The following is a 23,675-nucleotide window of genomic DNA, read 5'->3' as shown; positions in this document are numbered from 1 at the left end:
GTGCTGGGCCCCTCCCCGACGAGGCTTCGCCCGTCGACCCTCCCCAAACTTCGTTTGGAGAGGGTGAAGTCAAGAAATTGCGCAAGACCAATCGAGCGTCAACCCCAAAGATTGAACAGCCCAGGGCAAGCCCGCATGGGAGCGGGGTGAACGCGCCATTGTTCTAATCACAAAACCGGATCCCCTGTCAGACAAGCTGACAGGGAATCCGGTTTTGCGGGGAATGACAAGGTGGGAACCGGCCCTACTACCCACAAGTTTCCTTACGCCGAAGGCGTTGAAGAATACAGCCGTAGGTAAGCGCATCGCCACATACGGTTGTTCGTTGGCAGTGGAGCGTCGACCCCGAAGTGGGTCGCAGACCTCGTCGTGAATGATCTTCCACCCCATTCGGGGTTGGCACGTGTGTTTCGCGGCGTTTCCGGTGGTGTTCGCTTGCGCTCGACCACCGGCTATTTTCTTTCACGCCGTCGGCGTAGGAAAACTTGTCGGAAAAGGACCGGTGCGAACCGGCCCTACGTGTTGCTCATCATCAGTGAAAAAGCTCGGGAAGGTGCTGGAACGCAGGAGGGTTTAATTCGACCGGGTGGGTGTGGCCGGTGGGAACCGGCCCTACTTGTTGCTCATCATCGGAGAAACACCTCGGCAAGGTGCTGGAACGCAGGACGGTTCGATTCGACCAGGTGGGTGTGGCCGGTGGGAACCGGCCCTACGTGTTACTCATCATCGGAGAAACACCTCGGCAAGGTGCTGGAACGCAGGAGGGTTCAGTTCGACCGGGTGGGTGTGGCCGGTGGGAGCCGGCCCTACGTGTTGCTCATCATTGGTGATACACCTCGGCAAGGTGCTGGAACGCAGGACGGTTCAGTTCGACCAGGTGGGTGTGGCCGGTGGGAACCGGCCCTACTCGTTGCTCATCATCGGTGAAACACCTCAGGAAGGTGCTGGAACGCAGGAGGGTTCAGTTCGACCGGGTGGGTGTGGCCGGTGGGAACCGGCCCTACGTGTTACTCATCATCGGTGAAACACCTCGGGAAGGTGCTGGAACGCAGGACGGTTCAGTTCGACCAGGTGAGTGTGGCCGGTGGGAACCGGCCCTACGTGCTCCAGCAAAGAATGGGAGTCCTCGCTGGGAGCATTCGCGCCGAGAACTTGGCGCACCGTTGGCGCGCTATCGGCCGAGATGTCCCTTCTCAGACCTGCGTCTCCGCATGGCCCGATGCAGGTATCCCGCCGATGCCAGGAATCACACCGGGGCGGGGGCGTGAGGGCGTACGGTTGCTGTTTCGTCGATGATCTCTCGGATCGCGAGTGCTTGTTCGGCGGCAGGTTGGGAGACGTCGAGGAACAGCACCCGTCGTCCGCGAATTTCGCACCACGTACTCCCGGCTCCGCCGAGGGGTTCTCCGCGGATCTCGAAGCCATGATTTCGAGCGATTTTTGCCATCCGGTTCAGTCGCTGCAGGACATTTTCATCAGGTCGATCGGACAAATCAGGCAGAGGATTTCGCATCGGGGAACCAGGCGGCGCGCGGGAACGGGCAATTCGCAGGCGTACGGTAAGTTTTACCGGTCGTTGGGAGTGGATTTATCAAAAGTAGGGTCTGCGCCGATAGATCCAACGTAGAGCCCCTCGGTCTGCTCTGACACGTCGTCGCACTCGCCGCTCTTTAATGCTCCCCGCCAAAAATCATGCCAAATTCTGCTGCGTTCCCAAGCCGTCCTTCGCAGGTGCCCGCTCCATCGCCTCAGGCCGCCGGAGCGTCCGCGCAGACGCGGCCGAGTCAGAGCGTCGACCCTCACGCTGAGATGCAGGCGATGAAGGTCCACCTGCGCCACCTGCAGAGCCTCGCGTCGCTCGGTGAGCTGACCGGCACGGCCACCCACGAGTTCAACAATGTCCTGATGACGGTGATCAACTACGCCAAGCTGGGCCTGCGCAACCAGGACGCAGCCAGCCGCGACAAGGCGCTGACGAAAATCCTTGAAGCGTCCGAGCGAGCCGCCACGATCACCAACACGATCCTGGCTCAAGCTCGCAATCGCAGCGATACCCAAGAACCCACCGATCTCGTCGCCCTCGTTCGGGACACCCTCGTCCTGATGCAGCGTGAGATGCAAAAGTATCGCATCGGTGTCGAACTGGACTTGGCCGATAACCTGCCGATGATCTCGGCCAGTGGAAATCAGATCCAGCGATTGTTATTGAATCTGATGACCAATGCTCGCCAGGCGATGGGCGAAGGCGGCACGCTGCTGATTCGCGTCGCTGCGGCCACGCCCGCCTCGCCGTCTCAGGTGGAGCTGACGATTCGTGATACCGGCGGTGGAATCCCTGACGACGTTCTGCCACGCATCTTCGACCCGTTCTTCTCCACCAAGTCCGGTCCGGATGAAAGCGGCAAGGGCGGCACGGGGCTCGGCCTGGCAGCCTGCAAGGAGATCATCGACGAGCACGGGGGACGCGTGCGGGTGGAAAGCTCAGTGGGTCGTGGCACGGCGTTCGTTATCCGTTTGCCCGTGGCCGCTGCGGAACAGGCGGCAGCGTGATGAGTGCAAATCCAGATCGCGCGGTGACGATCGCGCCGAACGCCATCGCATTGACGATTGCTGGTTCCGACCCGAGTGGCGGTGCCGGCCTGCAGGCGGACCTGAAGGCGTTTCACCAAAACGGGGTCTACGGCATGTCCGTCGTGACGCTGATCACGGTCCAGAACACGCTCGGCGTGCAGCGACTCGAACTGCTAGCGACCGACCTCATCGGTGAACAGTTCGATGCCGTGATGTCTGACATCCCGCCACGGGTGATCAAGACCGGCGCGTTGGGTAATGCAGCCATTATCGCGGAGGTTGCGGGCAAGATCGCTGGGGCGGACATTCCCGTCGTGGTGGATCCTGTCATGATTAGCAAGCACGGCGTGAAGCTGATCGATGATGCGGCGATCGACGCCTACCGGGAAACGCTGTTGCCACGCGCCACACTGATCACACCCAATCGATTCGAGGCCGAGCGTCTGCTCGATCGAGAGATCGGTGGCGATCTCGATGACCTCCTCCGGGCGACGGAGGACCTGCGCGGGCTCGGACCAGCGATGGTGTTGCTCAAAGCCGGCCACGTCGATGGAGAGCAAATGCATGTCTTTATCGACTCGGAATCACTCGTGACTTTCGCTGTGGAGCATCACGATACCATCCAGACTCACGGGGCAGGGTGTTCCCTGTCCGCGACCATTGCCGCGAGGTTGGCCTTGGCGGCACCGGACCAGGCGATCGAAGTGAGCACCCGTGAGGCTGTCGAATTTGGTATCGCTGCGGTCAACCATGCGATCCGCTTCGCCCCCGAATACGGCAAAGGATCCGGGCCGGTGGAATCGCGAATGCTGCACATCGGTGACTAGAGCACCGACGGGGCGTAGATCACCTCGCGGTAATACGAGAGCATGTAGACGTGCCAATTGCCGAGACCGTTTCGTTCATCGGGCGTCCACTGCAGCTCGACTCGGACTTTCTCCTCGATCTTGCCGGTTGGGTCGATCCAAACGGTCTCAACACGTTCCTGGCCATAGTGCATGTAGACCCTTGAGGTTTGTGCGAGCTCCCACGGGATGTTCGGCCCGGCGAGCTGGATCGAGTCCATCTCCATATTCTGCTCTTCTTCGCGTTCCATCTCCGTCTTCGCCACCTCGTCGCGTCGGTAGGCTTCTTTCAGGTTCATGCTTTCAACCTGGCGGTTGCGAGCCTGTTTGCGAAGTTCGAGAGCTAACTCCGTGTCACCCCGGCCGATCAGCTCCAGATACTGCCGCGCAAAATACTCTGCTTGGCCAGCCATCGTGCGGTGCTTGGCCAACGGGATCGTTAGCCCGCCAGCGGCAAAACAAGATGCCAGCAACAGTCCGATGACTGCTGCGGTCGTTCCTGCTGGTCGGCGTCCGCTCCACTTTCGCAGTGCGAATACCCCAAATGCGATCGCGGCCAAAGGTAGAATCAGCATCTGCCAGGCGACCATCGCCGAGGCGCTCAGCAGTCCCAACACCAAGCAGATCAAACCGCTGGCGCGGAACGGCGGCACGTCATCGTCACTGACGACTTGGAATCCGACCTCGGCACCCATTTTCGGCAGGTCGAGCCCCGACCGCGAGCTAGCCGCTCGCCGAGAGGAACCGCTCTCAGCGGTGGATGAATTGACTGGATTGCCAGGGGAAGTTGACGGCTCGACAGAATCTTTCATGGGGGCCAATACCGAGGCGGACGATCAGGGGATCAAACAAGCAATTGAGAATGATTACGAATTTTACCCCGGACCCTACGCAGCGACTCGGCGAATGGTTTGGTCCGCATCCTGGCATGCCGGCAAAACGTCCATTCGCTCGCAGAGAAACTCCGCCGCCCGGCCCGATGCACCTGGCAAACCGTATTGTTCACGCAGTTTGGACAAGTCGGATTTCACCCGCCGGTAGTAAAACGCATCCTCCAGCATCGCCCGCGTGGTCTCGAATAGGAAGTCGACGGCCGGCTCCCTGTCGCCGACCGAGACGAGCTCGGGAAAAATTTTCCGGTCCGCCATCAGATTGGGCAGGGTCATGCTATCGACCCGCAGGACCTGACGTCCGACAAAGTGGAGGCAACGACCCACCCGGTAGATGACGGCCGCTGGTGTTTCGCGGGCCATCAACTCGAGGCTGACCGAACCGCTGACCATCATGGCGCAGTGCGCCGACTCGATGACTTCAGAAGTGCGGTCGACGTAGAAATCGATCGGCAGGTCGCGATCCGCCTCGGTGAGTTGGTCACGGCACCACAGGCCGTGCCGGTCGCGGTAGGCGGCGACGGCAAACCGTGTCGGTGCGACGGTTTGTCCCGCTGCTGAGCGATCCTGAGCGTGCTGATGCAGGCGGCGGATCGTTTCCAACATGATCGGGAAATTGCGCTGGACTTCATGGTCTCGAGACCCCGGCAGGACCGCGACGGTTTGGCCAGCCGGATCGCTGCCCGATGCGAGTGGGTGGGAGCTCGAGCGTTTCTCAGGCGTGAGTTGCCGGAGCGCGACCGGATCGAGCGGTTTTTCGGCGACCGCGTCGAAGAAAGGGTGCCCCACAAAGGTGACCGGGATCCCGCGCTCACTGAAGAACGAGGTTTCGATCGGCAGCACGGTCATCACATGATCCACGGTGCGCCGCATTTTTCGGGTCCGCCATCCGCCCCATGCCCACAACTGCGGCGGGCAGTAGTAGTAAACAGGGATGCCGTACTTCTTCGCCCGACGCGCAATGTGCCAATTGAAACCGGGGAAATCCACCAACACGACGCCATCGATGCCGCCGCTGGCGAAGACCTCTTCGGCCTGATCGGCAAAGCGAAAAAACTCGCGTAACTTCGGCAGCACCTCGAGCAACCCCACCACCGCGTGCTGGGTGAGGTCGAGATCGACGGCGCAGCCCGCTCGCATCATCTCGGGACCTCCGAAACCACGGCACTGCAGCGATTCGGAGCCGGCCCGGGCGCTGAGTTCGGTGATCAAACGCGCCGCGTGTTGGTCGCCGCTGGGTTCACCGACGGAAAAAAAGAGTGTTTTTGTCACTGCGTCTGCCTTCGCCTGTTCCGGAGCACTCCCGTTTCACCATTTCCACAGCCAGTGGTTTTGGTGAGGAAAACCAAGGTTCAGGGGTAGCAAAACGGACGCTGGCATCGCAAGGCAAAACTCACCGCTCGATCGAGATGGTCTCGGCGATGTTGTGGGCGTGATCGCGGACACGAATGTACGCGTTGAGCGATGCCATGAACGCCACGCTGAGGGCCGGCGGCATCGAATCGCTGGTCAATTCGTTGAGATGCTTCCGTCGCAGCGATTTGACTTCCGTGCGAATTCGCTTCCACGCCGGTTCCGAGGCCACCTCGATGTTGTTGTCGCCCTTGAGGAATGCCTCGTGAATCGACTTCACATACTCCGCGATTTGGCGGTTCAACTCGCTCAAGTCCTTCCGCTGATCCTCCGAAAAACGCAAGCCGTCACGCCGCAGTTTCCGATCGAATTTATCGAGATTCACGATGTAATCACTGATGCTCTCATATTCGTCAGCAATCCGTAATTGCTGGCCCCCCTCCTCCGCGGTGGAATGGGAAACGTTGGCTGCCAACAGTCCCGTCACGAACTCAGCCATCTCGTCTTGGACCGAATCGAGCACCCGTTCACGCTGCTTGAGCCGATCGCCGAGCGCCTTGTCGGGATCGTCTTGGTTCATCAGTTCCAATAGCCAATCGAGCATTTTGATGCAGCCATCACCCATCTTCAGGATCTCTTTGCGCGACTGCTCCAATGCCAACAGCGGCGTCTCGAGAATGCGAATGTCGAGATCCGTCAGCCGCGGTTTCTCCTTGAACGGTCGGTTGGGCACAACCCGTTCGAGCATTTTCACGATCGGTCCGATCAAGGGCACGAACAGCAGCGTGTTGGCAATATTGAACACGCTGTGCGTCGCCGCAATCGCAGCCACCGTGTTCGGGTACGTCGTCACGCCATCGACCACGACCGGCTTGGCGACATCAACACCCACGATCGCTTGGATCAGTTCGATGTACCACGGAAAGATCAACGTGATCCAGAAGACGCCGAAAAGATTGAAGATCACGTGGAAATACGCCGCGCGACGAGCATTCGTGGTCGCCCCCAGCGAAGCCAGCAAGGCCGTGATCGTGGTGCCGATGTTCTCGCCCAAGATCAGTGCGGCCGCCGTGGGGTAGGAGATCACGCCCTGGGTCGCCAACGAGATGGTGATGCCCAACGTCGCCGACGAGGATTGGACCAGCGTCGTCATGACGCATCCCACCATCGCGCACTTGAGCACGCCGATGTAGGTATCGGCTTGGAAGCGGGCGAACCAGGCTTCGAAATTCGGAATGTCTTTGATGATCGCGCACGCGTCCTTCATGATCTCCAAGCCGAAGAACACCATCCCGATGCCCATCATGAACATCGCCCAGTATCTCCATCGATCACTGCGGGCGAAAAGGTACGTGAACGCCGCCCCGCCGAGCAGCGGCAGGCCGTACTTGCCGACTTTCAACACGAGGATCCAACCCGTGATGGTGGTCCCAATGTTGGCACCCATGATGATCCCAACGCCCTGCGACAAGGCCATCACGCCGCTGTTGACAAATCCCACAACCATCACGGTCGTGATCGAGCTCGATTGCACGATGCACGTGACCAGCACACCGACCAAGCAGGCAAAAAAGCGGTTGTTCGTGATCGATCCGACCAGCCGGCGGAGGCTATTGCCCGCCACCGCCTGCATGCCGTCGGACATGTTCTTCATGCCCAACAGGAAAATGCCTAGCCCGCCGACCAATTGAAAAATCATGTTCAGGAGTGTTGGGAATTCCAAAGCATCGGCATTTCATTGAGAGGATCGCGGGCGACGTCTGGATTCAGACCAACGGATTTTAGGCGAACCGAGTCTCATTGCAACTCATTGCTAGCAAAAAACGCAGGCGACGCCCCGTCAATCTCGCCAGAATCCCCGAGATCGCCCAGAATCAAGCGAGAGGGCGTTTTGTCTCTCGCAGCGACTTAGTATATTGAGCCGCGTTGCCTGCCCGTCAGGCCCTTTCTTCCCACCGCTCTCTCCCACCTTGAGCTGTTCTATGAAAATGCGATTCTCTTCGTCACTCGCCGCCTGCGTGACGAGCCTCTGCCTCAGCTTTGGCCCTTCGGTCAGCTATGCCGAGGAACCGACTTCCGCCGAGTCTGCCAAGCCCGAAGCGATCGAGCTGTTCAATGGCACCGATCTCGACGGATGGCACGGTCAGGTCCACTTTGACCCTTACAAGCTCGAGGAAATGTCCGCCGAAGACAGGGATGCGAAAATCGAGCAGTGGACCAAGGAGGCGCGCCAGCACTGGAGCGTCGAAGATGGCGAACTCGTCAACGATGGCCATGGCCCCTACCTGACGACGGACGAGGAATACACCGACTACGAGCTCAACCTCGAATACAAGACCGTGGCCAAGGCCGACAGCGGGATCTATCTCAAAGGGAGTCCCCAAGTGCAGATCTGGGACACGACCGACGAGTCGAAGTTCTCAATCGGGGCCGATCTCGGCAGCGGTGGATTGTGGAATAACTCCAAGGGTGCCCCCGGAAAAGATCCATTGGTGCACGCCGATCAACCCTTCGGCGAGTGGAATCAAGTTCGCATCGTTCAAGTGGGCGCCCGGACCAGCGTTTGGCTCAATGGCAAACAAGTGGTTGATAAAGCGATCATGGAAAACTACTGGCGGCGAGACGAGCCGCTGCGACCGCGTGGCCCGATCCAGTTGCAAACCCACGGCGGCGAAATTCGCTGGCGAAACATTGCCGTGCGACCGCTCGCTGCCCAAGAGGCCAACGAGTTCTTGGCGACCCGCGATACCGACGATTTCGCCTTCCTAACCGACGGTGAAACGCTCAATGGATGGGTCGGTGCCGTCAACGACTACGAAGTCACTCCCGAAGGTTCGATCCGTTGCCGCGCCGGACGCGGTGGCAACCTGCTGACCCAAGACGAGTACAGCGACTTCGTCGTCCGCCTGTACTTCCGCCTGCCCCCCGGTGGGAACAACGGCTTGGCAATTCGCGCCTCTCAGGACGGCAACCCCGCCTATGGGGCGATGACGGAACTGCAAGTACTCGATAACACCGCCGCCAAATACGCGAACCTCGACAAGCGGCAATACCACGGCTCGGCCTACGGCATGGCGGCAGCCAAACGGGGCTACCTGCGACCAGTCGGCACATGGAATTTTCAGCAAGTGCGCGTCGAGGGTTCAACGATCGAAGTCGAACTCAACGGCAACGTGATCCTGAAAACGGACCTGTCGAAAATTGACGATTACATGGCCGGTAGCGCCCATCCGGGCAAGGATCGCAAGAGCGGCCACTTCGGCTTCGCAGGGCACAATGACCCCGTCGAATTCCGAGACGTAACGCTCCGCGTCATCGAGTAAACGCGGTGTAGGAAGGCGGGAGTAATCAACGTCCACTCCCGATTGATCACGCGATGCTAGCAACGTGCCCCTGCAGAATGCGAAACGCTTCTGCAGGGCGTTCCGTCGTGTCGCGTGATCCCTAAACGGCGGATCGGTAGTGGACGAGGCGACGAGCTGCCAGTTACCCACAAAACCGAATCCCCTGTCAGCTTGTCTGACAGGAATCCCGGTTTTGTGATTACCCGCATGTATCCCGAAGGAAGCGTTCTTGAGCCCAACGGGGCGGCTGTATGGAAGCCCAGGGCATCGCCCTGGGGTCGGATAATCGGATAGCGAAATGTTTCGTTAGCCCCAACGGGGCGGCCCTCATGTTCGCCGCAATCCTGCCGTTCGGATGGCATGTGCAAATAGAGCCGCCCCGTTGGGGCTAACGCGAGGTGGTGGCGTCTGAAACCCCAGGCGTTGCCTGGGGCTTTCATAGAACTGCCCCGTTGGGGCGTTGTCATGAGCTATCTTCAGCAATCGATAGAATGCTGCATTTGTGGGTAACCAACAGGAGGCGACGAGTCCTTGGGACGGAGGGATCATCGCCTCGCTCACGCGTCGGGTTACCAACCTAGCCATGCCCCAAACGGGGCCAAAGTAAGTGGCATTCGGCTAGCGCCGTCGGCTCACTGGGTCCACGCCATTCGGGCCTACTTCGATTGGGCCGCGTCATCATTCTTTCGTGCGATGATCTTTGCTTTGGGTTTCGCGTTGACGGTTCCTGGAACCAACCATGGTCCGGTGCTGTGTTCATCAATCAAACGCATCAGCTCCGTGCTGTCGATGGCTTCGACCTCGAGTAGACGCTGCGTGACAGCCTCGAGGACGTCTCGACGCTGCTGCAAAATGTCGCGGGTTTGCAGCAGCATGTCTTCGATAATCCGCGAGACCTCTTTGTCGATCAGTTTCGACATCTCTTCGCTATGAGCCACTTGATAGTCACCCATGCCGCCGTTGTTGAGGAACGGCGAGCGTGTACTGCGACGCAGGTTCACCCGCCCGATCCGGCTCATGCCGTAATCCATTACCATCCCGCGAGCGATTTCGGTGCAGCGTTCGAGGTCGTTTTGCGCGCCCGTGCTGATGTCTTGGAAAACCATTTCCTCAGCGAGCGTCCCCGCCAGCATCACCTTCATCTGGCTCTCCAGTTCGCTCTGGGTCATCAGGAACCGCTCGGATTCGGGACGCTGCATCATGTAGCCGAGCGCCGCGAGTCCGCGCGGAATGATGCTGACTTTGTGAACCGGATCGGTATTCGGCAGCGCCGCGGCGACGAGAGCGTGAGCCGATTCGTGATAGGCAACTCGGATCTTTTCATCCTCGTTCATGACACGGTTCTTCTTCTCGAGCCCCGCGGTGACCCGTTCGACGGCGTCATTGAACTCCCCCATGCCGACGGCAGGGCGTCCATTGCGAGCCGCCAAGAGAGCAGCTTCGTTGACGAGATTGGCTAGATCAGCACCCACAAAACCGCTGGTGATCGAAGCGATTCGGCGGAGATCGACATCATCGTCGAGTTTAACGTTCTTAACATGTACCGAGAGAATATGCTCCCGCCCAGCCACGTCGGGGCGATCGACTAAGACGTGGCGGTCAAAGCGTCCAGGACGCAGCAGTGCAGGGTCGAGCGTCTCGGGGCGGTTCGTTGCCGCGATCACGATCACGCCGGAATTGGCGCCGAAGCCATCCATCTCGACGAGCAAGGCATTGAGCGTTTGTTCCCGTTCGTCGTGGCCGCCCGCTGCGTTGCTGCTGCGGCTCTTGCCGAGGGCGTCGAGCTCGTCGATGAAGATGATACACGGGGCTCGATTGGTCGCTTGGGTGAACATATCACGCACCCGGGCGGCACCGACGCCCACGTACATTTCCACAAAATCGCTTCCCGAGAGACTGAAAAACGGCACGCCCGCCTCGCCCGCGATCGCCCGAGCGAGCAGCGTCTTGCCCGTCCCCGGAGGCCCCACCAACAACACGCCCTTGGGGATCCGCCCCCCGAGGGATTGATACTTTTCGCTGTTTCGCAAGAAATCGACAACCTCGCGGACCTCATCGACAGCTTCGTCAATCCCAGCGGCATCTTCAAAGGTCGTCGGCAGATCCTCCTCGCTGTAGAGTTTGCCCCGGCTGCGGGAGAACGACATCGGCGAACCCATGCCACCCATCCGCCGCAGCATCACGATCCCCAAGGCAATCAGCACCCCAATCATCAGCAATTCGGGCCAGTGATTCTCTAGGAATCGACTTGGCCGATCGTAGTCCCACGAGACTCCGGATTGCTCCAGAAGCGTGACCAGCTCGGCACCGATAGCGTCGTTGGGGTATCCGCGAATGGTGAGGAACTCGGCAGCGATTGGCGATACGTTGGCATCGCTTTCTCGGCCCCGGAGCAAGCGATAGCGAACCTTGCCGGTGATCCGGTCATCCGCCACGAGGATGTCCGTCGGGTCGCTGTACTCGTAGAAACTGCCGTCCGGACCCGGAACGACAATTTTGGCTGTCGCCGCGCCGTTCCGATTCCTCTTCGCTCCAATACCGTCAGTCTCCATGCCCTCAGTTCGCAGGCCCACGGCGGAGTCGGAGGCGACGTCGCTCTCGCGGAGCAGGATGGCCTCGCCGGGCTCGGCCTCGATGTCGACCAAGTCGGATTCTTGCGGTGGGGTGAGGGCAGCCTCGGATCCCTCACGGACTCGAGCCACCTCGTTTAGCAATTCCACCAAGTGCGGGTAGGCCAGACGGCGGCGTGTGTCCGAAACCAAAAAGGCGCTGACGAGGACAGCGACAGCGATCACGGCCAGGACAAACCAGATGTTGCCGCTGCCGCGAGGCTCGGAAGACCCACGTGAAGATTTTGGTCGATCACTCATTGCAAACGGTGAAAAAAAGGAGGCAGGGGGAGCTACAAATGAAACGCGGAGACGCCCAGCGGGAGCACGCCTTCACAGTGTCGCTTCCCGAACGGCAAAAGCAACCTCGCCGTCATGAATTCGACGGTACCGGTGCGGCAAACCGCGTGCCTGAGAAACGCGCGGACGCTCGCCGCGGAATCTTGCCAAACGCGTTTCGGAAGTGGACGGGACAACGAGCCCGTCAATACGCACTAGGTTTGCACTCTGTGCTCAATTATCGACGCAGGTCTCAAGAAATCGAGCCAGGCGATGGAAGTCGGAGTTCTGTTCGATGAACCGAACTTTGGTGACGAGCGTTTGCGGATCGACGAGCTCGTCAAAAGGAACGAAGTGCAGATCAAACTGCCCCGAGGCCGAGACCATCACGCCATTGAGCTTCTCTTCGACGAGTGCCCGGTAAGCTCCCACACCGAGCTGCGAGCCGAGCAAGACGTCGTAGGCTTGGGGCGGTGCACAGCGGGCTTCGTAACCCATCTGCAGCCCGTTGACCTTGCGATATTTGCCCGTCCGCTCAGTGTATCGTTCGCCGATCAAACGCGACATCAGCGCCGAGAGATTGATAGATGAAATATTGATGTGACCGTGGTCGTCGCGGCTGACACCTTCGAGATACTTCGTCGGCAAAAACTCCGCCATCCCTTCGGCGATCACGATCGTGCCGTAGGGCCGCCCGTCGCGTTCCCGAGCCAACATCATGTCGACCATCCGGTCGATCACGCGCTCGAGCGCCATCACTTTGCGGGTGGCGCCGGTTTCGGTACTGATCACCTCTTCGTCGGCGAGGGCGCCGGTGATGTCCTCGACACTGAGCACCATGCTGGCTTCACCGGCAATGGCCGCTCCGTACGCCAGCCATCCGGCGCTCCGTCCCATGGCCTCGCAGAGGAAGTAGGCACGGCCGGCCGCGGCGTCGAAATTGAGATTGCGGATCTCCTCCGCGAGCGTCTCGACGGCGGTGAAGAACCCAAACGTGAAATCGATTCCGGAGTAATCGTTGTCGATCGTTTTGGGCAAGTGAACGACAGGGAACCGTCGCGCATCGGCGGGCAAGTTGTCCTGAAACATCTTCAGCTTGTTGGCCGTCTTGAGCGTGTCGTCACCGCCGATGGAAATCAGCGCGTCCACCTCAAGTGAACACAGGCCTTCGTAGACACGACGCAGTGGCGCGACCAACTCGGGGTCCTTCAAGTGCTCGGGGCTACTGACATGCTTGCCAGGATTCGTCCGCGCCGTCCCGATCATGATCCCGCGACTGCTGCGCGCGTTGATCAGGTTATCGTGCGTGAATCGGACGTAGTCATCTCCTTCACTCAGCGGACCAGCAGCCGTGTACTCGGCCAAGCGGCTGTAACCGTGCTTGATCCCGAAGACTTGAGCGCCTTCTTCCAAGAACGAAAACGCAGCGGTACTGATGACCGCGTTGGCTGCCGGTGCCGGGCCTCCAGCGAAAAGGATGGCGACGCGTTTAATGTCGAGATTATGGTGGGCCAAGTCAGGCACGGCGTCACGCTCGTGGTTAGTGGAGGAGTAAGGGATGAACGACGAGAGACCAGATTCTAAGGAAATATGCGTGCTCGCCAAGATATCTGATTTTGAGAGCTACATGTTGCGGAGGTAATCAACACTCGCAGCGATTTCTTGAGGCGCGGTCGCCGCAGCCATGTCGGACCGGCCGACCACAAAGGGGCCCCGGTAGGGGATGTCTTCCAATTGGCCCAATAGCGAGGGGAAGTCAGCAGTGCCCTGGCCGAGCGGGACCGCGACGCCCCGTCCAGCGGAGAGGTCGAGCACTCCGTCGACCGCATTGACGATGCGAATCCGGTCGCCAAGTGCCGCGATCGCTCCCGAAACACTGTGCCGATTGATAATCAGTTGTCCCGGGTTGAGCGCGACCGCAATATAGGACTCGGCGCTCGTGTCGATCAGTCGTGCCAGATGTTCGCCTGGTTCCGTTCCTGTCTCTGCAGCAAAGAACGCACCCACCCGAGCACCGAATCGCCCCAGGTCATCGAGCACCTCGCGCATCGTGTCCCAGCGCGGATCGACGGGGGTACTGGGGGTGGGCGACGAACCACCTCCATCAGCCCCTTGGCCGCCTGCTGAACCGCTGGCCTGAGAACCCGCGACCCAAGCCTGCGCTTCGGCGACACTCAGCCCCTCAGGCGGCATCGCCGAACCGAGCAGGGACGAGCTCAGCGAAGACTGCGTCCCCGCCCCGGATGCACCCGCCGCCGTGCTGCGTTGTCGAGCGTCTTTGGGTGGCGTTGGCACGGGGCCGATCTGGTTGACGACCAGTGGTGCTCCCAACCGATACGCCGCTCGCATCGCGTCCTTGGTCGCGTCAATCCGGCGATCCAAGTCGGGCAGATGATCGAATCCGTAGCGGGTTGGGAACCGAATCGACGCTACCTGCAAATTCAGATCATCGAGAATCTTCCGCAGGGTCCGCACCGCTGTATCGGACAGCTCGGAGACGTTAAGCAGCTGGTGGCCACACAGCTCCACACTGGTCGCACCCGACGCAGCGACCCAGCTCAGGGTGCGGCGCAGCGAGGTGGCCGACATCTTCTGTTTACTGAGTGCATCTAAACGCACACCAATTTTAAGTTCTGCCATGATTTAACTCCGCTCGGACAGCAATAACGCATGGATTCGTTGGATGGACGCATGCGAATGCGGGAACAATAAATGACGCATTTCGATTCACCCTCTCTCTGGGAAAAGTCGAACAAAGCGAACTTCACCCTCTCGCTGGGAGGGGCGAGCGAGGGGAGGGCTACGCCGTATTTCACTGCTGGCCACTACGCTGCTCCCTCTCTTTTCTCTTCTCTCTTCACCCTCGCTGGCCCGACGCGGGCCGGCCCGCCCAACGGGCAGCGTCAAGCTCTCGACACATCTTGTTCCCGCGTTCGGCAAACGGGCAAGGCACCAGTCTAGGCGAGCCTCGTCCTGGGCACTAGCGCCAGCGAATTGGTACCGTTGTCCGAACGCATGGTCGCGATGATCAGGGTGCCGATGACGAAAAACCGTTTACCACAACTCGGCATGGACGCGGCGCTCGCGGTCCGCTCCGGTTCACTTGGCAGTACTCGTGAACCGGGCTTCACGCACCACGGTCACTTTTATTTCACCGGGGTAGGTGAGCTCTTTCTCGAACGTCAGCGAGATGTCGCGACAGATCGCCGCGGCGCGTTCGTCGTTGATATCACCGCTGCTAACAATCACACGGATTTCACGTCCCGCCGAGATGGCATAGGCCTGCTGCACACCGTCAAAGCGATGGGCGATTGACTCGAGCTCCTCCATGCGTTTGACGTACCGTTCGAGTGATTCGCGGCGTGCCCCCGGGCGACTGGCGCTACACGCATCGGCAGTCCCGACGAGCAGGGTGTAGGGGTGTTCGGTGACGAGTTCATCATGATGCCCGCGAGCAGCGTGAACGACCTCGGCGCATTCTCTGTGTCGCTGCAATAGATCGCCACCGATCTTGGGGTGGCCGCCCTCGAGTTCATGATCGGCTGCTTTCCCGATGTCGTGTAGCAGGCCAGCCCGGCGCGCGACTTCGCCGTCCATGCCGAGCATCTCGGCGAACATGCCTGAGAGGAAGGCGACTTCGATACTATGCCGGAGCACGTTTTGACTATAAGAGGTGCGGAAGTGCAGGCGGCCGAGCATCTCGATGACCCGGTCGTGCAGTCCCGATACGTTCACTTCACTGGCCGCTTCGAGCCCCTTCTTAATGATGAATGCCTGGATGTCCTGCGTCGTGTGCTCGACTGTTTCCTCGATCTTCGAGGGGTGGATGCGGCCATCGGCGATCAGTTGCTCGAGCGACATGCGAGCGATTTCGCGGCGGACCGGATCAAAACCGCTGACGACGACGACGCCGGGCGTGTCATCGATAATCAGGTCCACCCCCGTCGCGGCTTCGAAAGCGCGAATGTTGCGGCCATCACGACCGATAATCCGCCCTTTCATATCGTCGGTGGGCACCCCTACCGTACTCGTTGTCGTATCAGCGGTGTGGGGCGACGCGTACCGCTGCATCGCCGTTAACAACATCTCGCGGGCCTGGTCATCGACTCGGCGTGACAACTCTCGTTGGTGTTTGAGCACGGCGGCGCCGATTTCATGCTCGAGTTCGTCGCGTAAGGAATCCATCAACTTGGCCGCGGCCTCCTCTTCGGTCAGGCCGCTGGTCTGTTCGAGCGATTGTTGTTGCTCTTGAACGAGCCGTTTCAGTTCGGCGCGGTCGGTCGTCAGCCCCCGCATCTGATCGGCGATCCGGGCTTGGCTGCCCTCGAGACCTCGCTGCGCTTTTTGCAGCGATTCCCGGCCCGCGGTGAGCTGGTCTTCGCGCGCATCGAGCTTGCGGTCACGGGCGGCTTCCTTCTCTTTCAGCTGCGCGATCTCACGGTCGGTATCGAGTTTGATCGAGATCGCTTTCTCGCGTGCCTCGAGCACAATTTTGGCTGCTGTGGTCTCTGCCTCACGCTGCGCAGCGGTTAGCAACGCCTCGGATTCGATGCGTAGTCTCTCGCCCCTTCGGGCTGCGTGGTAATGCCCCCACACGTAGACAGCAGCGATGCCGAGAAAGAAGCAAACAAGGCAGTAAAGGATGGTGGTCGCGACTTCGGGATTCATGTCGGCTAGCATACCAGTGCCGACGCTGGGCTGCGCGGGGGAAAGGCCGTTCGGAGCGTATAATGTTCGACTGGCTGCCCTCGCAACACAACCTTCCGGCACATGTCATCTGTTTGCTCCCTTTTTCCGCTTTGGGCTTGGCGATGCGACGCGAGCGGTGTAGAGTTGTGCTCCAGTACAGATCGCCAAACGGATTGGCGATCGCATTGCCAAGGGTCGATCGGCAACAAGGAATGCAGATGCGAAAGCGAGCATTTGATCGACCGACGAGAAAACGGTGTTGAGCCAAGGTCTCTTCCGCTCGTCTACCGGTAAACGATTGGTTTACCAACCGCTGCCAACCGAATCGGTCCTGTCGACCGACCCAGGAAAGCTGCACCGCGTTTGGAACTCCCGACGCAAACCGTTCCGTGACTCTTCTTGTTAGTCCGGAATGACAGGGCGATCGCACCCGCGATCTTCCCACAGCTCCCCCTGAGCGGACCCTCTGTCAATTGTTGACTCGTTCCGTTCGCGCTCGCTCAATCGTGTTGGCACACAATTCCCTACCGCCGGTAGGAGATGCTGTCTGTCTAGACATGCAGCCCGCGAGTGATTCACTCTCAATACTTTGAAAAGCAACACCCTTGAAGACTTTCGAATCAATCGACCTTTACGCTCCTCTCCAACGTGCCCTCGCTGAGCAAGAGTACGTCAACCCGACACCCATCCAAGCTCAATCCATCCCTGCCGGCGTTGCCGGCCAAGACATCCTCGGGTGCGCTCAAACCGGTACCGGCAAGACGGCTGCGTTCGCGCTGCCGATTCTCGATTTCCTCGGCCATGAAAAGCCGCGGGCCGCTGCCAAACGCCCCACCACACTCGTGCTCGCACCGACACGAGAACTCGCGATCCAGATCGGCGACAGCTTTCGCCGCTATGGAAAGCACATGAAATTCCACTCCGCGCTTGTCTACGGTGGCGTCGGACAGGCCGGGCAAGTCAACTCCCTGCGCCGCGGTGTCGACGTGCTGATCGCAACCCCAGGCCGCTTGATCGACCTGATGGATCAAGGGCATGTGGATCTACGCGACGTCCAGATCTTCGTGCTCGACGAAGCCGATCGGATGCTCGACATGGGCTTCCTGCCCGCACTGAAAAAGATCATCGCGGCCCTGCCCGAGCAACGGCAGTCGATGTTCTTCTCAGCGACACTGGCGCCGAAGATTCGTGAGCTCGCCAACAGCCTGCTATTCAACCCAGTCTCCATCAACGTCACGCCCAAGAAAACGAGCGTGGAGCTGATCGAGCAACGACTCCGGATCGTTCGCCGAGACAACAAAGTCTCGTCATTGACCGATTTGCTCAAAGGCAAAAAGGTCACTCGCTCGATCGTGTTCACACGCACCAAACACGGCGCCAATGCCCTGGTGAGGAAGCTCGACAAAAATGGGATCACCGCCGTGGCCATTCATGGCAACAAAACCCAAAACGCACGTCAGAAAGCGCTCGACGCATTCCGCAACGATCGAATCAACGTCCTCGTCGCGACGGATGTCGCCGCTCGGGGGATCGACATCGACGGGGTCAGCCACGTGATCAATTATGACATGCCTGTGGAGCCGGAGAGTTACGTTCACCGCATCGGTCGTACCGGACGCGCCGGCGCCGATGGCGTTGCGATCTCCTTCTGCACCGGAGACGAACGCGGCGAGCTGAACGCGATCGAAAGTTTGATCGGTCAGAAACTGAAGATCGAGAATCCCGAGGAGCGTTTTGAACCCGCTTCGAACGCACCCAAGAGCGGCGGCCGTGGGCAAGGTGGTCGCGGTCAGGGTGGCCGAGGACAGGGCGCTCGTGGCCAAGGTGGCCAAGGCGGACAGAGTCGCTCCGGCGGCGGGAAATCGGGCGGCTCACGTCGCTCCGGTGGTGGTCGTTCGCAGGGCGGCGGGTCCGCCAACAGCAATAGCAAGCGATCGTTCTCACGCAACTCCAAGCCAGGTCGCCACGCCTCGGTGTGACCTCTCGCTCGTAAAGATCTGATGGAACATTGATGTTCAGCCCCCAGGACTACCTCGCCCAGCTCGTCGCACTCGATACCGTCAGCAGCCGCAGCAACGAATCGATTTCGGATCTCGTTGCCGCGTGGCTGCGTGGTTTGAATTTCGAGGTCGAGCGGACAAGCTATCGCGATCGAAACGGCGTGCTGAAATGCAATCTCGTCGCACGCCGGGACCCTGTCGGCCAACCTGGCGGTGAACCCGACGGCCAACCGAGCGAGCGACCTCCTACGGGGCTGGCGTACTTCTGTCACACGGACACCGTCCCCGCAGATCGCTGGACCGGGCCCGGTGGCGATCCGTTTGCCGCCACCACCGAGGGCACACGCATCTACGGACGCGGTTCCTGCGACATGAAAGGGTCGCTGGCGGCGATGCTCGCGGCGGCCAGCCAAGTGGATCAGGCATCCCAGTGCCGCCCGCTCTGGATCGTCTGCACCGCCGATGAAGAGGTTGCCTTTGCAGGCGCTCGGAACCTGGTCGCCAGCTCACCTGCCTTCGGCGAGATCGCTACTGCCGATCCGCCCTGTATCATCGGCGAGCCTACAGGCCTGCGCGTGATCCATGCCCACAAGGGAATCGTTGCACTGCGAATTGTCTCACGCGGCCATGCCGCCCATAGCAGCACCGATACAGGCATTAATGCCAATATTGCGATGGTCCCGATGCTGCAAACGCTGTGCGAAATTGCCGAGCGGTGCCAGTCCGACCCGGCGCTCCGCAATCCGATGTTCGACCCACCGACGTTGACGTGGAATTTTGGTGTCAGCGACTCCATGGAAGCCGTCAATATCGTTCCCGACCGGAGCGCCGCGTGGATTTGCTTCCGGACGATGCCTGGCGTCGATGGGCAAGAGCTGATCGAGGAAGTCCAGCGACGGGCTGACGAGTTGGGACTCGAGATCGAGCACTTTCCCAGCGGCAAACCGATGCAAACGCCTGCCGACGCCGATTGTGTTGGCGAACTATGTGAGTTGGCAAAGCCGTTCGTTGGCGAGAATCGTCCCGCCGCCGTCTGCTACGCTACCGACGCCTGCGAATTTGGGACTCTTGGCCAGCGGATGGTTTGCGGTCCTGGGGATATTGCTCAGGCCCATACTGTCGATGAGTTCATCGAAATCGATCAACTCGAAAAGGGTGCCCAACTTTACGAGTCCGCGATCCGTCATTGGTGCACGTGAGCCGCCTTCGCGTCGAGAGAACACAAGGTGGCGTGAGCTTCCCGCTCGCGGTCGGCCAACATCGCAAGCTGGAAGCTTACGCCACTGAGGGTTCCCGCATTCCCTAGCGTGGTTGAAATCGCGGTAGCGCCGTTTTCGATCGCGGGGTTCGCTCGGCCTGCTCCGGTGCTCGCTCCGGTTCGCCTACCGCGGCCGGCGAGACGGGGCGATTCGATCGATTCGGTATCGCGGGCTCCAATGGCAACGTTTCGTCTCTCGCCCTTTGCAATTGATCCACAAACGCTTGCAACTTCCAGTGTGTCTGGGTTTTGGCGGCGACACAAAACAGCAGCTTCGACTTCGCCGGTTGAAGCTGGATCACGGAGGTTCCCCCCAGCACCTCCCAGTCTTCTGGGTCGATAACGTATTGGATCGTGTGGATCAACAGTTTCGCGGCAGCCAATCTCTCCTGTGCATTACTTCCGTCGACAAGTGGTGAGACGTCGTAGAGCCGCATCGGGAGATCATACTCGGCTGCGTCACGCGTAGTGATCTGGACCACGCCATGCTCGATCTCCAGCACGCATTCGAGTGGCTTCAATGCCAAGAGCAGGTGAACCAACAATGGCTGTGGCGGACGATCGAGCCGGAACTGCAATTCTGTGTCGGCGGTCAATCCAATCCCCTCCAGGGAATAGCGGTCGATCTGCAGCGGACATAGCGAGGCAACGGAATCGACCCAGCGATCCAGAGGGATACGCGTGGCCAGGGGAGTGTACGGCTGGCAGAGCTTTTTCCAGATCGCCTGTTCCTGCTGCCGCGTCATCGCCGCGTCGACCGGCCAAGATTCGATCACCGTGTTGATGATGGGGATTTCGGACGGCGGCGATTGCGTCTGAGCATCCTGCGACGTTGCGTCCGTGATGCCGCCCAGAGCAACGGCAATCGCCAGGACGGCTCGTATTCTCAAAGTGGGGGTGCTAAGCGATTGCATCGGTCGATTGCAGGGAAGGACGAATGGGCTGGACGGGAGAGATACCACCACCAGTCTAACCCAACCAACTCGATAAGCGGCGAATTGGTAGTGGGCGAGGCGACGAGTCCTGCGGCATTGGACTCGTCGCCTCGTCCACTACGACAGAAATTGATCGTGCGTTGCTAAGCAAATCAGCTTTTTCGGATCCGACGGGTCATGGACTCTCGCGTCGCCCAACACCGGATGGAGGTGAGCAAAGAGATTGAGCCAGTCAGCGAGAATTGTCGCCGTGTGCACAGCGAAACCCTCTCACCCCCCCCCCAACCCCTTTCCCCCGCGAAGCGCGTGGGAGAGGGGAGACTAGGTAAAGGAAGCGAGCTCGCTCCAGGCATGAACAGAGCGGAAGAAAACCTGCGTAAGCAATAATCGCGTCAACGCCAACTTTTCAACAACCCAGCTTTGCGGGTGGCTCGGATTGGATTGAAGTACAATGAATCCATCCCCAATCACTCACCCACTCTGCTTGAGAATCGTCAGATGAAACGCGTCTGCTGCTGCTTGATCGCTCTATCAATTGCCTCCGTTATGAGGGCGGACGGACGGACTGCCAGCAGATCGGAATCGCAGGGCGCGGGCGCTGCGACTCCCCGGTTGGAGCTCCCACTGACTTCGGTGACCCTGCACGCGGCTGGCAAGGGCTGGTTCGAGTACTCCGGCACGATCGAGGGGGCGGGGATTTTTAGCGTTGATGTGGACACCTTTGAAATCGACGAGGCAGTTCGTGTTTCGCGTCTGATCGATCCAGCCGGCGGTGGCAAGATTCGCCTGGCTTCGGCCCGCGACCCAATCGAACCAGCACCGGTCGCGCCCAATACGCGGACTCAGGGCGATTTGTTGCTGTCGATGCGAGGGCAGCACATCGTGGCCACCATGCAGCAAGGCCCCGACATCGAGGGCGTCTTGGTCGCCATCGAACAGAGAACCGAACGCGTCGGTGAGGTCAGCGAAGATCGGGAGTACATGACCGTCCTCACCGACGAGGGGCTGCTCACCACACCGGTTCATGCGACGGCGGCGATTCGTTCGACCGATCAGGAATTCAATGCCAAACTCAAGGCGACCCTCACCAAGCTGACCGAACCAGCGAAATTAGAAACGAACCCAATCGAGTTCGTGTTCGGTGACGGGGGCCGACGCGACGTGACCGTAGGCGTCATGCGCAGCGTTCCCATGTGGAAGGTCAGCTACCGTGTCGAAGCGGACAAACTCATTCACCGCAGTATCGTCGACAATACGTCGGGCATCGATTGGTCCGACGTGGATCTGCACCTCGTCGACGGCAACCCGGTGTTGTTCGCGATGGACATGCACTCGATCGCTCGCGCCAAACTCCAAAAGGTCGAACGTCCGGAAAAACACGTCGCCATGGCCCCCCAGTTCAACGAGTCACTCAGCGTGATCGAACACGACGATTCCGGCTCGAGTCTGCAAACGGAGCAATCCATGGACGCGGCGATGTACGAAGACATGTACATGGACTCAATGAGTATGGGTGGCATGGGCGGCGGCATGGGGGGTGGCATGGGCATGGGCGGTGGCATGGCTGGGGGCGGGTTTGGCGGTGCACCACCGAGCCGTCAATCAAGTGCGGGCGGACAAACTGCCGCCGACCCCACCGCTGCGATGAACCGTGCCATGGCGGAGACCGCAGACGCTCCCGCCGGCAGTACGCTGGCTTTGAACTTTGCCAATGTTGACCTGCCCAGCGGTGAGACCGCGTTGCTTGATTCTGTCGTGCAGCCGGTCACGATCGAAGACGTTTCGGTCTACCGCCAGTCCTATCATCCGACCGCCACGCTGTTGTGTTTGGAAATCGAGAACAAGACCCCGTCGTTGCTCTCCTCGGGGCCGCTGAGCGTTCTCGCCGGTGATCGCGGGCGAGCGATCTTGGGCGAATTGGTGCTCCCTAGCTTGGGTCCCAACTCGAAACGGTTAACCGGTTACGCGATCGATGGCGGTGTCCGTGTGACCGCAGCCCCCACCGTGTCGGATTCGAAAACGCAGGCGATCGAGCTCAACGGTGAGCTGCACCAGATCGAGGTGGAGAGGCTCCACCAGGTTTCCACTGACTATGAGTTCCTCAATCGATCCGGGGCTGAGCGAACTGTGATTCTCGAGGTGCCCGCCCCTGAACCGCCGTTTGAATGGGTCGATAGCAGCACCGGGGACGTCACGAGGGAGCGTGCCGATCAGTTTGATCGGCTGCGTTTCACGATCGAGGATGGGCAGACCCAGACACAGGCGATCAAGCACCAACACACCGAGAAAGAAATCATCCGGTGGGCGACGATCGCGACGGCCCAACTCGAATCCTGGATCGCAGCCCCGCAGTGGGACGATGAGCTGAAGGAGGAGCTGAAGAAAATCCTGCACTCACGGCGTGAACTCGACGCCACCCACGAGAAACTCGCTGCGCTGCTGGCGATGCGAAATCAATTGATCCAAGAGATCGAGCGGGTCACCGGTCAACTGTCGCGGCGATACCAAGGAGCAACGCTGCCCAAGGAGATTGTGTCTCGCTACCAAGATCGATTGATTGAACTCGAAAACCAGCGAGAAAAGTCCGAGCGGCGGATGCGAGAACTCAGTGGCACACGCCGGAAATGGATGAGTGAACTCGGGATGGACCCCAGCTTGCCGCCCGAACTCCTGCCCCTACGCGCGTTCGTGATCGACACCGACCTGATCCCCGCCGACATGGCGGACGTCATCGAATCCAGCGATCAGAGTAACCCCAATACCAGCCCGGAGAGCGGTAGCGGGAATGCGGGCCCCTTCGGCGACACCCCCGCCGGCCCGAGCGACCCCTTCGGCGGTTAACGGTAAAAACAATGTGTCCATCCGACGTATACGTGCGGCCGAGGTTTGGCACTCTATCGCT

Annotated in this window: 14 protein-coding genes and 1 pseudogene; 6 read left to right on the top strand and 9 right to left on the bottom strand. The window is 60.0% G+C overall.

Annotated elements, in window-relative coordinates; all coding sequences use genetic code 11:
- Positions 1–1,246 precede the first annotated feature (1,246 nt).
- Complete coding sequence (locus CA85_RS22405; RefSeq protein WP_246113074.1) at positions 1,247–1,513, bottom strand: hypothetical protein; 267 nt, start codon at positions 1,511–1,513, stop codon at positions 1,247–1,249.
- A 179-nt stretch (positions 1,514–1,692) separates the two neighbouring features.
- Here CA85_RS22405 and CA85_RS22400 point away from each other — a divergent pair, with 179 nt between their 5' ends.
- Together CA85_RS22400 and thiD are read left to right on the top strand one after the other, a co-directional pair.
- Positions 1,693–2,550, top strand: a complete 858-nt coding sequence (locus CA85_RS22400) for a sensor histidine kinase (RefSeq protein ID WP_391564940.1) — start codon at positions 1,693–1,695, stop codon at positions 2,548–2,550.
- Positions 2,550–3,398, top strand: a complete 849-nt coding sequence (gene thiD, locus CA85_RS22395) for a bifunctional hydroxymethylpyrimidine kinase/phosphomethylpyrimidine kinase (protein ID WP_146393591.1) — start codon at positions 2,550–2,552, stop codon at positions 3,396–3,398. The genes CA85_RS22400 and thiD overlap by 1 nt, the downstream gene beginning before the upstream one ends.
- Here thiD and CA85_RS22390 read toward each other — a convergent pair.
- From CA85_RS22390 to CA85_RS22380, 3 genes are all read right to left on the bottom strand, one after another.
- Positions 3,395–4,228 (bottom strand): RnfABCDGE type electron transport complex subunit D, encoded by an 834-nt coding sequence (locus CA85_RS22390; RefSeq protein ID WP_146393590.1) that lies wholly within the window; start codon positions 4,226–4,228, stop codon positions 3,395–3,397. The two genes, thiD and CA85_RS22390, sit on opposite strands and share 4 nt — an antisense overlap.
- A 75-nt stretch (positions 4,229–4,303) precedes the next feature.
- A complete protein-coding gene (locus CA85_RS22385) occupies positions 4,304–5,578 on the bottom strand; it encodes a lipid-A-disaccharide synthase (RefSeq protein WP_146393589.1) in 1,275 nt (424 codons plus the stop codon).
- A gap of 121 nt (positions 5,579–5,699) precedes the next feature.
- On the bottom strand, positions 5,700–7,358 hold the full coding sequence (locus CA85_RS22380) for a Na/Pi cotransporter family protein (protein ID WP_146393588.1): 1,659 nt from the start codon (positions 7,356–7,358) through the stop codon (positions 5,700–5,702).
- A gap of 283 nt (positions 7,359–7,641) precedes the next feature.
- Here CA85_RS22380 and CA85_RS22375 point away from each other — a divergent pair, with 283 nt between their 5' ends.
- Complete coding sequence (locus tag CA85_RS22375; RefSeq protein WP_146393587.1) at positions 7,642–8,982, top strand: 3-keto-disaccharide hydrolase; 1,341 nt, start codon at positions 7,642–7,644, stop codon at positions 8,980–8,982.
- Between the two features lie 677 nt (positions 8,983–9,659).
- Here the strand turns inward: CA85_RS22375 and ftsH are convergent.
- The 4 genes and pseudogenes from ftsH to rny all read right to left on the bottom strand — a co-directional run.
- Positions 9,660–11,504: pseudogene (gene ftsH / locus CA85_RS22370) on the bottom strand (ATP-dependent zinc metalloprotease FtsH); the annotation flags it as partial.
- Between the two features lie 621 nt (positions 11,505–12,125).
- Positions 12,126–13,415 (bottom strand): 6-phosphofructokinase, encoded by a 1,290-nt coding sequence (locus CA85_RS22365; protein ID WP_146393585.1) that lies wholly within the window; start codon positions 13,413–13,415, stop codon positions 12,126–12,128.
- Positions 13,416–13,514: 99 nt separating this feature from the next.
- Positions 13,515–14,531: a sugar phosphate isomerase/epimerase family protein gene (locus tag CA85_RS22360; protein WP_146393584.1), complete on the bottom strand. Its 1,017-nt coding sequence runs from the start codon at positions 14,529–14,531 to the stop codon at positions 13,515–13,517.
- A gap of 459 nt (positions 14,532–14,990) precedes the next feature.
- Complete coding sequence (gene rny / locus CA85_RS22355; protein WP_146393583.1) at positions 14,991–16,559, bottom strand: ribonuclease Y; 1,569 nt, start codon at positions 16,557–16,559, stop codon at positions 14,991–14,993.
- Between the two features lie 626 nt (positions 16,560–17,185).
- Between rny and CA85_RS22350 the strand changes: the two genes are divergently transcribed.
- Positions 17,186–18,559, top strand: a complete 1,374-nt coding sequence (locus CA85_RS22350) for a DEAD/DEAH box helicase (RefSeq protein WP_146393582.1) — start codon at positions 17,186–17,188, stop codon at positions 18,557–18,559.
- A 32-nt stretch (positions 18,560–18,591) separates the two neighbouring features.
- Positions 18,592–19,779, top strand: a complete 1,188-nt coding sequence (locus tag CA85_RS22345; protein ID WP_146393581.1) for a M20 family metallopeptidase — start codon at positions 18,592–18,594, stop codon at positions 19,777–19,779.
- Between the two features lie 103 nt (positions 19,780–19,882).
- On the opposite strand, the gene CA85_RS22340 is transcribed toward CA85_RS22345, so the two are convergent.
- The gene (locus CA85_RS22340; protein WP_146393580.1) at positions 19,883–20,752 is read right to left on the bottom strand and encodes a hypothetical protein; all 870 of its coding nucleotides are present in this window, start codon (positions 20,750–20,752) and stop codon (positions 19,883–19,885) included.
- Positions 20,753–21,406: 654 nt separating this feature from the next.
- Here CA85_RS22340 and CA85_RS22335 point away from each other — a divergent pair.
- Positions 21,407–23,614 carry a hypothetical protein gene (locus CA85_RS22335; RefSeq protein WP_186775140.1) on the top strand — a complete coding sequence of 736 codons (2,208 nt, stop codon included), beginning with the start codon at positions 21,407–21,409 and terminating at the stop codon, positions 23,612–23,614.
- The last annotated feature ends 61 nt before the right edge of the window (positions 23,615–23,675 follow it).

Source organism: Allorhodopirellula solitaria, assembly GCF_007859855.1.
Taxonomy (GTDB): Bacteria; Planctomycetota; Planctomycetia; order Pirellulales; family Pirellulaceae; genus Rhodopirellula; species Rhodopirellula solitaria.
Note: the sequence above shows the minus strand (reverse complement) of the source record. Positions and strands in the feature narration are given on the sequence as shown.

What these genes read in the sequence shown, in the direction of transcription:
- CA85_RS22405 (WP_246113074.1), bottom strand. Translation starts at nt 1,513, where the DNA reads ATGCGAAATCCTCTGCCTGATTTGTCCGATCGACCTGATGAAAATGTC.
- CA85_RS22400 (WP_391564940.1), top strand. Translation starts at nt 1,693, where the DNA reads ATGCCAAATTCTGCTGCGTTCCCAAGCCGTCCTTCGCAGGTGCCCGCT.
- thiD (WP_146393591.1), top strand. Translation starts at nt 2,550, where the DNA reads ATGAGTGCAAATCCAGATCGCGCGGTGACGATCGCGCCGAACGCCATC.
- CA85_RS22390 (WP_146393590.1), bottom strand. Translation starts at nt 4,228, where the DNA reads ATGAAAGATTCTGTCGAGCCGTCAACTTCCCCTGGCAATCCAGTCAAT.
- CA85_RS22380 (WP_146393588.1), bottom strand. Translation starts at nt 7,358, where the DNA reads ATGATTTTTCAATTGGTCGGCGGGCTAGGCATTTTCCTGTTGGGCATG.
- CA85_RS22375 (WP_146393587.1), top strand. Translation starts at nt 7,642, where the DNA reads ATGAAAATGCGATTCTCTTCGTCACTCGCCGCCTGCGTGACGAGCCTC.
- CA85_RS22360 (WP_146393584.1), bottom strand. Translation starts at nt 14,531, where the DNA reads ATGGCAGAACTTAAAATTGGTGTGCGTTTAGATGCACTCAGTAAACAG.
- rny (WP_146393583.1), bottom strand. Translation starts at nt 16,559, where the DNA reads ATGAATCCCGAAGTCGCGACCACCATCCTTTACTGCCTTGTTTGCTTC.
- CA85_RS22345 (WP_146393581.1), top strand. Translation starts at nt 18,592, where the DNA reads ATGTTCAGCCCCCAGGACTACCTCGCCCAGCTCGTCGCACTCGATACC.
- CA85_RS22340 (WP_146393580.1), bottom strand. Translation starts at nt 20,752, where the DNA reads ATGCAATCGCTTAGCACCCCCACTTTGAGAATACGAGCCGTCCTGGCG.